This is a genomic window from Thiohalocapsa sp. (genome assembly GCF_019695415.1).
In the GTDB taxonomy this organism is placed as follows: Bacteria; Pseudomonadota; Gammaproteobacteria; order Chromatiales; family Chromatiaceae; genus Thiohalocapsa.
The window spans coordinates 1-11,179 of sequence record NZ_JAIFKJ010000452.1; the positions used below are offsets into that span (position 1 = coordinate 1).

The 11,179-nt window shown below is 68.4% G+C and carries 10 protein-coding genes; 5 read left to right on the top strand and 5 right to left on the bottom strand.

Going from position 1 to position 11,179, the window contains the following annotated elements; translation table 11 throughout:
• Window positions 1–393, bottom strand: a 393-nt coding sequence (locus I6U14_RS12670) for a laccase domain-containing protein (protein ID WP_296899839.1), incomplete at its 3' end; no start/stop codon positions are given.
• A 2-nt stretch (window positions 394–395) separates the two neighbouring features.
• Entirely contained in the window at window positions 396–1,415 is a 1,020-nt protein-coding gene (gene rluD / locus I6U14_RS12675) for a 23S rRNA pseudouridine(1911/1915/1917) synthase RluD (RefSeq protein ID WP_367115665.1), read from the bottom strand.
• A gap of 51 nt (window positions 1,416–1,466) precedes the next feature.
• Here rluD and I6U14_RS12680 point away from each other — a divergent pair, with 51 nt between their 5' ends.
• On the top strand, window positions 1,467–2,285 hold the full coding sequence (locus tag I6U14_RS12680; RefSeq protein WP_296899841.1) for an outer membrane protein assembly factor BamD: 819 nt from the start codon (window positions 1,467–1,469) through the stop codon (window positions 2,283–2,285).
• Between the two features lie 128 nt (window positions 2,286–2,413).
• Here the strand turns inward: I6U14_RS12680 and I6U14_RS12685 are convergent, their stop codons facing one another.
• The 3 genes from I6U14_RS12685 to sucC form a co-directional block, all read right to left on the bottom strand.
• Window positions 2,414–2,752 carry a P-II family nitrogen regulator gene (locus I6U14_RS12685; RefSeq protein ID WP_200241438.1) on the bottom strand — a complete coding sequence of 113 codons (339 nt, stop codon included), beginning with the start codon at window positions 2,750–2,752 and terminating at the stop codon, window positions 2,414–2,416.
• 147 nt (window positions 2,753–2,899) lie between these two features.
• Window positions 2,900–3,772 carry a succinate--CoA ligase subunit alpha gene (gene sucD / locus I6U14_RS12690; protein WP_296899844.1) on the bottom strand — a complete coding sequence of 291 codons (873 nt, stop codon included), beginning with the start codon at window positions 3,770–3,772 and terminating at the stop codon, window positions 2,900–2,902.
• A gap of 60 nt (window positions 3,773–3,832) precedes the next feature.
• Entirely contained in the window at window positions 3,833–5,008 is a 1,176-nt protein-coding gene (gene sucC / locus I6U14_RS12695) for an ADP-forming succinate--CoA ligase subunit beta (protein WP_296899846.1), read from the bottom strand.
• A 545-nt stretch (window positions 5,009–5,553) separates the two neighbouring features.
• Between sucC and argA the strand changes: the two genes are divergently transcribed.
• The 4 genes from argA (at window position 5,554) to I6U14_RS12715 (ending at window position 10,897) form a co-directional block, all read left to right on the top strand.
• Window positions 5,554–6,900: an amino-acid N-acetyltransferase gene (gene argA, locus I6U14_RS12700; protein WP_296899848.1), complete on the top strand. Its 1,347-nt coding sequence runs from the start codon at window positions 5,554–5,556 to the stop codon at window positions 6,898–6,900.
• A 165-nt stretch (window positions 6,901–7,065) separates the two neighbouring features.
• Window positions 7,066–9,237 carry an HAD family hydrolase gene (locus I6U14_RS12705; RefSeq protein WP_296899850.1) on the top strand — a complete coding sequence of 724 codons (2,172 nt, stop codon included), beginning with the start codon at window positions 7,066–7,068 and terminating at the stop codon, window positions 9,235–9,237.
• 62 nt (window positions 9,238–9,299) lie between these two features.
• The gene (locus tag I6U14_RS12710; protein WP_296899851.1) at window positions 9,300–10,175 is read left to right on the top strand and encodes an HAD-IIB family hydrolase; all 876 of its coding nucleotides are present in this window, start codon (window positions 9,300–9,302) and stop codon (window positions 10,173–10,175) included.
• Between the two features lie 68 nt (window positions 10,176–10,243).
• The gene (locus I6U14_RS12715; protein WP_296899853.1) at window positions 10,244–10,897 is read left to right on the top strand and encodes a YceH family protein; all 654 of its coding nucleotides are present in this window, start codon (window positions 10,244–10,246) and stop codon (window positions 10,895–10,897) included.
• The last annotated feature ends 282 nt before the right edge of the window (window positions 10,898–11,179 follow it).

Below are 11,179 nucleotides of genomic sequence, written 5' to 3' on the forward strand. Positions count from 1 at the left end.
CCCGTGCCGGCCCGCATGCACGGCGGCGCAGACGCTGCCGTCGCACGCGCAGAGGGGCACCGGCAGACAGTCGGCGGTAAGCACCGCACAGACGCGCCCTGGCCGGCGGGCAACCGCCGCATCCGCCGCGGGCGGTGCACCGGCATCCACATCCGCCGACACCGCCTCGCAGCCATGCACCTGCGCGAGCCACAGCGGCTCCGCCGGCAGATCCAACGCGCTGCGCAGCCGTGCGCGGTTGGCGGCAACCGCCGCCGGATCGTCCCCCACATGCTGACCAAGATTGAGCGACGCATAAGGCCCCTTGCTCACACCGCCCAAGCGGGTGGTACTGCAGGCGCGCACCTGCGGTGGCGCGGGCCAGTCCGGCACGATCAGATCGTCAGGGCTCATCGTCAGGGCTCACGCATCGACTCCAAGCGTGCCAGCAGCGCCGCAAAGTCGGGCGCCATCGGCGCCTCCCACCGCATCGGCGCGTCGGTCTCCGGATGCCTGAGCCCCAGCGCGATCGCATGCAGGGCCTGCCGCGAAAAGGCTCGCACCGCAGCAGCCGTTGCCGGCGGCAAGCCGGCCCCGGCCGTCCGGGTGCCGCCATAGAGCGCATCCCCCACGAGAGGATGGCCGATGTGGGCCATGTGCACACGTATCTGGTGGGTTCGCCCGGTGTGCAAGCGCAGCGCGAGCAGCGTATGGCCGGGAAAACGGGCCAGCACCCGATAGTCGGTCAGCGCGGGCTTGCCGGCGGCAGTGACGGCCATCGCAGTACGCCGGACCGGATGCCGGCCGACGGGTGCATCGACGCGGCCACCAGCGGTGACCTTGCCCACAACCAACGCCCGATACTCGCGGGTGACACTGCGCGTGCGGAGCTGCTCCACCAGGGACTTGTGGGCGGCAGGCGTTCGGGCCACCACCAGCAGACCGCTGGTGTCTTTGTCCAAGCGGTGCACGATGCCGCAGCGCGGCAGACCCGCGAGGGCCGGGTCGTAAGACAAGAGACCGTTCAGCAGCGTTCCGGACCAATTGCCGGCTGCGGGGTGCACCACCAGACCCGCGGGCTTGTCGATCACCAGCAGGTGCGCATCCTCGTACAGGATGTTCAGGTCCATCGGCTCCGGCGCGTGGGCCTCCAGAGTCGGCACCCAGGCGCGGATCTCCACCCGCTCGCCCCCGGTGAGCCGGGCTCGGCGCTTCGTGGGACGGCCGTCCAGCTCGACCATGCCGGCATCGATCCAGGCCTGAATCCGCCCTCGGGAGAAGTCGGGCAACAGTTGCGCCAGCGCCTGGTCGAGTCGCCGGCCTGCGTCCGCCGGCGCGATCTCCAGGCTGCGCTCAATCCGCCGCCCGTCGGCTTCCGGCGCCGTCGGGATATCCGCGCCGTCACCGTCGTCCTCGGGTTGCCCTGTGCTGGTCACCAACATTCGTTACAATTGTGGGCTGTTTTGCCACCTGCGATCCGTTCCGCGATGCGCGCAGTCCTCGCCATACTTGTGCTCGCCATCGGCCTATCCGGCTGCGGCATCATCGGCAAAGAGTTCGATGAGACCGAAGGCTGGACTGCCGCCGAGCTCTACAACAGAGCCGCCCGAGAAATGGACGGCGCCAACTACAAACGGGCCATCGAGCTGTACGAGAAGCTCGAGCGGCGCTACCCGTTCGGGCGCTACGCCATGCAGGGCCAGCTCGACATCGCGTACGCGTTCTACAAATCAGAGGAGCCCGAGCAGGCCATTGCCGCCGCGGACCGGTTCATCAAGCTGTACCCGCAGAACCCCTACGTTGACTACGCCTATTACCTGAAAGGCATCGTCAACTACAACCGCAGCGTGGGCTTTATCGATCGCTTCGTGCCGACGGATCAGTCCCAGCGGGACCCGGGCTCCGCACTGGACGCGTTCGAGGATTTCGGCGAGCTCGTCCGCCGCTTTCCAGACAGCAAATACGCCGCGGACGCCCGCCAGCGCATGCTCTATCTGCGCAGCAACCTCGCGAAGAGCGAGGTCAATGTCGCGGAGTATTACATGAAGCGCGGCGCCTACCTGGCCGCCGCCAACCGGGCGCAATACGTGATCGAGCGCTTCCAGCGCACCTCTGCGGTGGACGACGCGCTGGAGGTTTTGATCGAGGCCTACGACCGCCTCGGCAAGAACGACCTCGCAGCCGATGCCAGACGGGTGCTTGAGCTGAACCGGCGCGAAGGTCGTTTCATCGACGATACCGTCCCGCCGGAGGAGGTCAGCCTCGGACGGCGCATCTGGGACTACCTCGGGCTCGACGAAAACTGACTGCGCGCATGTGCGACAGCGCAGGGCTCCCCGGCTGCCATGCGCTGTCGCGATCGCCGCTCGGAGCACAAGCCCGCAGCTGCTGCCGATGCGCTGCGGCCACCCTACCCGATGCGCATGCCTCGCCGTTAAACGGCGGCTTCGTTCTCCTCGCCGGTGCGGATACGCACCACCCGGTCGATGGTGCTGATGAAGATCTTGCCGTCGCCGATCTTGCCCGTGCGCGCCGCCTTGGTGACGGCATCCACGCAGATGTCCAGCTGATCGTCGGCAACCACGAGCTCGATCTTCACCTTGGGCAGAAAATCCACCACGTACTCGGCACCGCGATAGAGCTCGGTGTGGCCCTTCTGGCGGCCAAAGCCCTTGACCTCGATGGCTGTCATGCCCGTGATGCCCGCCTGCGACAGGGCCTCGCGGACGTCGTCGAGCTTGAACGGCTTGATGATGGCTTCGACCTTTTTCATTGGGTCCTCCGGTTAGGGGCTGGGGACTGGCAACGCGGGGCAGTATAAGAGTGCGCTGGCCTCGGCACCAGCCGCGCGCACCCGCAACTTCCGCAGAACCGACGTGGAGTTGCCGGAGCGTCGTCGGCGCTTAGCCGGCAACGCCCCTCAGGCGCCCAGCAGCGCCACCACAGCAGACCCCATCTCTGCCGGCGAGCGCACGATCTGCACGCCAGCGGCGGCGAGCGCCGTGAACTTCCCTTCGGCGGTGCCCGCGCTGCCGCTGACAATGGCGCCCGCGTGCCCCATGCGCTTACCGGGCGGCGCCGTGACGCCAGCAATATAGGCCACCACCGGCTTGCTGATGCGCTCGACGACATGGGCCGCCGCGCGCTCTTCGGCATCGCCGCCAATCTCGCCTACCAGCAGGATCGCATCGGTCTGGGGGTCCTGCTCGAACAGATCGAGACAGTCGATGAAGTCGAGGCCGTGGATCGGATCGCCGCCGATCCCGATGCAGGTGCTCTGCCCGAGTCCGGCCGCCGTGGTCTGATAGACGGCCTCGTAGGTGAGTGTGCCCGAGCGCGAGACGATGCCGACCCGCCCCGGGCTGTGGATGGCGCCCGGCATGATGCCGATCTTGCAGGCGCCGGGGGTGATGATGCCCGGACAGTTCGGGCCGATCAGTACAGCGTCTCGTCCCGCCAACGCCGCGCGCACCCGCAGCATGTCCAGCACCGGAATCCCCTCGGTGATGCAGACGATGACGCGGATGCCTGCGTCCGCGGCTTCCATGATGGCGTCCGGCGCGAAGGCAGCCGGCACATAGATCATGGTGGCATCGGCACCGGTTTCGGCCACCGCGTCGTGCACGGTGTCGAATACGGGCCGCTCGAGATGCCGCTGCCCGCCCTTGCCCGGCGTGACGCCGCCCACCAGCTGGGTACCGTAAGCGATCGCCTGCTCGCTGTGAAAGGTCCCTTGCCGGCCGGTGAATCCCTGGCAGATGACACGGGTGTCTGCGTCGACGAGTACGGACATGGATGCTCCTCGGGGCTGGCGCCGTGCCGACCGGCGGTGCGGCGGCTGTCGGGCGTCTGGTTAGGCGGCTGGCCCGGCGGCGGCCGCGGCCACGGCCCGCTCGGCGGCGTCGGTGAGGCTGCTTGCGGTCTGCAAGGCCAGCCCGCTCGCCGCCAACAGCGCCAGGCCTTCGTCGGCCCGGGTGCCCTCCAGGCGCACCACCAGCGGCACGCTCAGCGCCACCTCCCTGGCCGCGGCGATGATGCCCTCGGCGATGAGGTCACAGCGGACAATGCCGCCGAAGATATTCACCAGCACAGCGCGCACGCGGCCATCGCTCAGGATCAGCTTGAAGGCCTCCGCCACCCGCTCGGCGCTGGTGCCGCCCCCCACGTCCAGAAAGTTTGCCGGCGCGCCGCCGTGGAGCTGCACGAGATCCATGGTGGCCATCGCAAGCCCGGCGCCGTTGACCATGCAGCCGATGTCGCCGTCGAGCGCGATGTAGCTCAGCTGATGCGCGGCGGCGGCGAGCTCGCGCGGGTCTTCCTGCGACGCGTCCCGCAGCTCCGCCAGCGCTGGGTGGCGATACAGCGCGTTGTCGTCCAGATTCACCTTGGCGTCCAGGGCCAGAAGCTGCCCGTCCCTGGTGACCACCAAGGGGTTGATCTCCACCAGGGACGCGTCGGCATCCTGCAGCAGCTGGTAGAGGCCGGCCAAGATCTTGCCAAGGACGCCCACCTGCGCCCGCTCCAGGCCAAGCGCGTAGCCGAGCCGGCGCGCGTGCCAGGGGAGCAGACCCACGGCCGGCTCAATGCGAGTCAGCAGCAGGCGCTCCGGCGTCTCGGCGGCAACGGCCTCGATATCCATGCCCCCGGCGGCGGAAGCCATGAAGGCGACCCGCCCGGCGGCGCGGTCTACCAGCGCAGCGAGATAGAGCTCCCGTGCGACGTCGGTGGCCCCCCCCCCCAGCACCTGGCCCGCCGGCAGCCGGCGGGGGCCGGTCTGGTGGGGGACGAGCCGGCGGCCTATGGGTGCCGCCGCGGCCGCAGCCACCGCCGGGACATCGGTGCAGCTCTGGATACCGCCGGCCTTGCCGCGGCCGCCGGCGTGCACCTGCGCCGTCACCACCCAGGCGGCGCCGCCGAGGGCGCGGGCCGCGGCCGCGGCGGCCTCTGCGCTGGCCGCCACCTGCCCGACAGGGACGGGCACACCGCGCTCGGCGAGCAGTCTCTTGGCCTGAAACTCGTGAAGATGCATGATGACAGCGGCGAAAGCTTGCGACGGCGCACGGCGAGCGGCGCGGACATCCCGCTATTCTGTGCCAACGCCCGATCCCTGGCAAAGATCACCCGATCTTGCCCGCCCAATACCGCGCACCGACCCCGCCGCCATACAGCGACGAACAACACCGGTATCGCGGCGCGGCGCATCCGTCGCGCAGACAGCGCCCTCAGCTGGCCGTTCTTGCACAGCGGTACTCTCAAGCAGCGCCACGGCAAGCACTGCCTGACCGACATGCACGCCCCGGCGGAAACGGCATTGACATCGGCGCCCCGGCCGCCGCAAGCCGAGTTGGACGACACCCAAAAAAAGTCACATACTCAAAGCCTTGGAAACCATCCATTAGAACCGCACCGCCCCGGCCGAGCCGCTCGACATGACGCCGCACTCGCTGCGCAATCGCCTGAGCAAGCTTGGGCCGGATTGCGGGCAGCACCGAGTCGGCGCCGATGCGATTAGGCTGTGCTCCTCTCTACGCACAGTGATGCTTTCGCCACAGCCGTGCCCGCAGCAATCAAGCCGTGTCAGCCAACAACAACAACGCCACCCCCTTCGCGCACTGGTTCCGTCAGTGCACGCCCTACATCCATGCCCACCGCGGGCATACCTTCGTCATCGTCTTCGGCGGCGAGGCCCTCGATGACCCCGATCTACCCACCCTGGTGCACGACATCGCCCTGCTGCACGGGCTGGGCATCCGGCTGGTGCTGGTGCACGGCGCCCGCCCGCAGATCGAGCGCCGTCTCGCCGAGCGCGGCGCCGAGCTGCACTATGTCGGTGGCGTGCGCATCACCGACGATGCGGCCCTAAGCTGCGTCAAGGAGGCCGCCGGCAGCGCCCGCGTGGAGCTGGAGGCACTGCTCTCCATGGGCCTCGCCAACTCCCCCATGGCCGGCGTGCGCATCCCCGTGGCCTCCGGCAACTTCGTCATCGCACGGCCCATCGGCGTGCTGAACGGCGTGGACTATCAGCATACCGGCAAGGTGCGACGCATCGACCGCGAGGCCCTGCGTGCGTCACTGGACGCCGGCGCCGTCGCGCTGATGCCCCCCATCGGCTACTCGCCGACGGGCGAGGTGTTCAATCTGGCGGCTGCCGACGTGGCCCGTGCCGCCGCGGTAGCGCTGGCAGCAGACAAGCTCATCTTTCTGGTGGAGGGCAACGGCGTCACCGATGCCGAGGGTCGAGCCGCCTCGAATCTGCTGGCCAGCGACGTCGACGCATTGCTCGCCGGCGACCCGGAGCCGCCGGAGGAGCTGGCACAGGCGCTGCGCGCGAGCGCCGACGCCTGCCGCAGCGGCATCCGCCGCGTGCATCTGATTCCGCGGGCGCAGGACGGCGCGCTGCTGCAGGAGCTCTTCACCCGCGACGGCGCCGGCACCCTCGTCTCCGACCGGCCCTTCGAGGAGCTGCGGCCTGCCCGCATTGACGACATTCCGGGTATTCGCGCCCTGCTCGAGCCGCTGGAGCGCGCCGGCGTGCTGGTGCCCCGCCCGCGCGAAGATCTGGAAGAGGTCATCGACCGCTTCCGCGTCACCGAGCGCGACGGCACCGTGGTGTCCTGTGCGGCCTTGTTCTGCTGGCCCGAGGCGCAGATCGGGGAGCTGGCCTGTGTGGTCGTGCACCCGGATTACCGCACCCGTGGCCGCGGCGATCGGCTGCTTACGCACATGGAGGCCCTGGCCCGCGAGCGCGGGCTGACCCACCTATTCGTCCTCACCACCCAGACCGCGCACTGGTTCCGCGAGCGCGGCTTCGAGCCCGCCGGCGTCGATGCTCTACCGCCAGCGCGGCAGGCGGCATACAACGCGCGGCGTAACTCCAAGGTTTACGTGAAAGCCCTCGGCGAGGACGCACAGCCAGCCTGACGCGGGTGCCGTGCCGCCCGCGAGATCGAGAACAACATTGTCAGCATGTGCGTCTTAGACCTGACTTTCGCGGGCGACGATGCCGCCATCGGCCAAGACGCCACTGGAGACAACGGCCGCCAGGCGTTAGGCTGATAGCCCGATTTCAGTGCCAGCCATGACACCATGCCCGACGACCGTCGCCCCCTCTACATCGCCCTCATCAGCGTCCACGGCCTGATCCGCGGCCAGAGCCTGGAGCTCGGCCGGGATGCAGATACCGGCGGGCAGACGCTCTACGTGGTGGAGCTCGCGCGGGCACTGGCGGCGCGGGATGACGTGGCGCGGGTGGACCTCTTCACACGGCTGGTGGACGATCCGAACGTGGGCCGCGACTACGCAGAGCCCCTGGAGGACCTCGGCAACGGCGCGCGCATCGTGCGCATCGAGGCGGGCCCTGCGGGCTACCTGCCGAAGGAGCAGCTCTGGGACCACCTGGACGCCTTCTCGGACAACATGCTGGGCTTTCTGCGCGAGCAGGACAGCCTGCCGCAGCTGCTGCACAGCCACTACGCCGACGCGGGCTATGTGGGTGCCCGGCTCACGGCGCAGCTCGGCGTGCCGCTGGTGCATACCGGACACTCGCTGGGCCGGGTCAAGCGCCAGCGCCTGCTCGCCTCCGGCATCAAGCAGGAGGCCATCGACGCGCGCTACAACATGGACCGGCGCATCAACGCCGAAGAAGAAACCCTCGCCGCCGCGGCCTTGGTCATCACCAGCACCACGCAGGAAATCGAAGAGCAATACGGCCTCTACGATCACTACCAGCCCGATCGCATGAGTGTCATTCCGCCGGGCACCGACCTGAAGCGCTTTCACCCGCCCGACGGCACCGAGCAGCGCGCCCCCATGCGCCAGGAGCTCGGGCGTTTCCTGCACCAGCCTGGCAGGCCCATGATCCTGGCGCTCTCACGCCCGGACGAGCGCAAGAACATCGCCACCCTCGTTGAGGCCTATGGCGAATCCAAAGAACTGCAGGATCTGGCCAATCTGGTGATCGTCGCCGGCAACCGCGACGACATCCGCGAGCTGGACGCCGGCGCCCAGCAGGTGCTGACGGATATCCTCATCCTCATCGACCTATTCGATCTGTACGGACGGGTTGCCTACCCCAAGCACCACAGCTCGGACGAAGTGCCGATCCTCTACCAGCTCGCGGCCGCCTCCCGCGGCGTGTTCATCAACCCGGCCCTCACCGAGCCCTTCGGACTCACGCTCATCGAGGCCGCCGCCAGCGGCCTGCCCATCGTCGCCACCGAGGACGGCGGGCCCATCGACATCGTCAAGCACTGCTCCAACGGCATCCTCATCGACCCGCTGGATGCGCAGGACATCACCAAGGCCCTGCTCAAGATCCTGAGCGACCGCAACCGCTGGCGACAGTACGCCAAGAACGGGGTCAACGGCGTCAAGCAGCATTACTCCTGGCAGGCCCACGCCGAGAGCTACATGAACGCCATCGGCCCGCTGCTGGAGCGGGTGGAGCCGCCGCCGCGGGCGCCCGTCACGCGCCGGCCCATGCTCTACCACGACCGCGCCATCTTCACCGATCTGGACCAAAATCTGCTTGGCGATCCGGACGCCCTCGCCGATTTCATCCGCGTCATCCGCGAGAACCGCAAGTGCACCAGCTTCGGCATCGCCACCGGCCGGCGGCTGGACTCGGCGCTGGCCACCATGCGCCGCTACGGCATCCCCCGCCCCGACGTCCTGATCACCGGGCTCGGCACCGAGATCTACTATGCCCCGCAGTTGACGCGGGATTTCGCTTGGTCGCGTTATATCGACTACCTTTGGTATCCACGGCGGGTACGAGATGCCCTCGCCGACCTGCCCGGCATCGAGCGCCAGCCCCGCACCGAGCAGAGCCGCTTCAAGGTGAGCTTCTACATCGACCCGGAAGTCTCGCCCAGCCTGGATGAGATCGCCAGCCTGCTGCACCAGGCGGACCTGCACGTGCACCTGAACTTATCGTTCGGGCAGTTCCTGGACGTGGTGCCGGCGCGCGCCTCCAAGGGCCTGGCGCTGCGCTATGTGGCCGACCAATGGGGCATCCCGCTGGAGCACTGCCTGGCGGCCGGCGGCAGCGGCGCCGACGAGGATATGATGCGCGGCAACACCCTCGCGGTGGTGGTCGCCAACCGCCACCACGAGGAGCTCTCCCAGCTCATCGACACCGAGGGCATCTACTTCGCCGAGGCACCCTACGCCGCCGGCATCATGGAGGCCATCGAGCACTATCGCTTCTTCGAAGCCTGCCAGGTGCCCAGGGAGCCGGCGCTGGAGGGCACGGCCTGAAGGCCGCCGCGCACGCCCGGCACCGGCATGTCGGGCGGCGTCATTCACCGCAACCGACCAGCATGAAAGGGGGCAAGATGTCCGCACGCGACGGCGCCATTCTCATCTGCACCGACCTGGACCGCACGCTGCTGCCGAACGGCTCCCAACCGGAGTCCACCAGCGCCAGGCCCCGCTTCCGGGCACTGGCTGCCCATCCCGAAGTCCGAGTGGCCTATGTGACGGGCCGCCATCACGCGCTGGTGGACCAAGCCATCGCGGAATTCAAGATTCCAGTGCCCGACTATCTCATCGGCGACGTCGGCACCAGCATCTACCGCGTAGAGGACGACACCTGGCTGCCGCAGCACGACTGGCAGCAGCAGATCGCCGCGAGCTGGGGTGGGCGCGACGGCCAGACGCTGCATCGCATGATCGCCGACATCGAGGGGCTGCTGCTGCAAGAGCCGGCCAAGCAAGGCCCCTGCAAGCTCAGCTACTACACACCCGAGGACTGGGACCGCCCCACACGCCTGGCAGAGATCGAAGCGCGCTTCGTACACGAGGGGGTCGCTGCCAATCTGATCTGGAGTCTCGACGAGCATGCCGGCACGGGCCTCCTCGACGTACTGCCGGCGGCCGCGAGCAAGCTCACCGCCGTACAATGGTTGGTCGAGCACGAGGGTCTGACGGCGGAGCACACCGTCTGCGCCGGCGACAGCGGCAACGACCTGGCCATGCTGACGGGCCCCATCAATGCCGTGCTCGTGGCCAACGCCACTCCAGACGTGCGCGCAGACGCCGCCGGTCTCGCCGAGGCCGCCGGCTACCCCGATCGGCTGTACCAGGCGAAGGGAGACTTCTACGGCATGAACGGCTACTACGCCGCCGGCATCCTCGAGGGCGTCGCCCACTACCTGCCCGAGACATGCAACATCTGGGAAGATGTGGCGCGATGAACGGAAGCCGGTAACTTGTTATCCGGCGCGGCGCACGGCCGTGGCCGCACCGGGGTACGACGACCAACATGCACGACCACAACAACGACCAACCCGAGCCACTACTGAGCCCCATCGAAGCCCGCGTGATCGGCTGCCTGATGGAGAAGCAGCGCACGACACCGGACCAATATCCGCTCACGCTCAATGCACTGGTGTCCGCGTGCAACCAGAAGAGCGCGCGCCACCCCGTGATGCAGCTGACGCCGGGGGACGTGGGCCACACCGTGAACCAGCTCCGCGACCGCGGGCTGATCCACGCGAGCTTCAGCGGCCGCACCGAGCGCTACGACCACAAGCTCGCCGGCACCTACATGCTCGACCGCCGCCAGCTGGGCCTGCTTTGCGCACTCCTGCTGCGAGGCCCGCAGACGCCCGGTGAGCTGCGCACCAACGCCGCACGACTCGCGGACCTGCCGGACCTCGCCACCGTACACGAGACGCTGGAAAGCCTGATCCACCACGAGCCGCCGCTGGTGCGCGAGCTGCCGCGACAGGCCGGCACCCGGGAGCAGCGCTTCGCCCACCTGCTCTGTGGTGAGCCGAAACTGGAGGAGCTGACGCGGCCGGCAGCCGCGGCCACGGGCGGAGATGGCGCCCTCGCCGAGCGGGTGGAGCATCTGGAGCGGCAGGTGGCCTCACTCCAGACCGAGCTCGCCGCGCTGCGCGAGCGCCTGCCATGATCGGCCCCGCGGCTGCCGCGAATGCGAGGTACGGGGAGAGCAGCGAGGTTCTAGGGGCGAGTTTCGAGGGGCGAGGTTCGAGGAAGAGAAAAGGCGTCAGCAGGTTCTTCGCGCCACAAACCCAAAACGGTCGTGCGATGTATCTATGCCCGTCACACAGACGCAGCGGTGAATGAGAAAGGGCGAAAACGAAAACGGCGGCCGAAAGGCCGCCGTTTTTCGTTTATCTGGAGCGGGAAACGAGACTCGAACTCGCGACCCCAACCTTGGCAAGGTTGTGCT

What these genes read in the sequence shown, in the direction of transcription:
- I6U14_RS12705 (WP_296899850.1), top strand. Translation starts at nt 7,066, where the DNA reads ATGCCCGACGACCGTCGCCCCCTCTACATCGCCCTCATCAGCGTCCAC.
- I6U14_RS12685 (WP_200241438.1), bottom strand. Translation starts at nt 2,752, where the DNA reads ATGAAAAAGGTCGAAGCCATCATCAAGCCGTTCAAGCTCGACGACGTC.
- sucC (WP_296899846.1), bottom strand. Translation starts at nt 5,008, where the DNA reads ATGCATCTTCACGAGTTTCAGGCCAAGAGACTGCTCGCCGAGCGCGGT.
- I6U14_RS12715 (WP_296899853.1), top strand. Translation starts at nt 10,244, where the DNA reads ATGCACGACCACAACAACGACCAACCCGAGCCACTACTGAGCCCCATC.
- I6U14_RS12710 (WP_296899851.1), top strand. Translation starts at nt 9,300, where the DNA reads ATGAAAGGGGGCAAGATGTCCGCACGCGACGGCGCCATTCTCATCTGC.
- sucD (WP_296899844.1), bottom strand. Translation starts at nt 3,772, where the DNA reads ATGTCCGTACTCGTCGACGCAGACACCCGTGTCATCTGCCAGGGATTC.
- I6U14_RS12680 (WP_296899841.1), top strand. Translation starts at nt 1,467, where the DNA reads ATGCGCGCAGTCCTCGCCATACTTGTGCTCGCCATCGGCCTATCCGGC.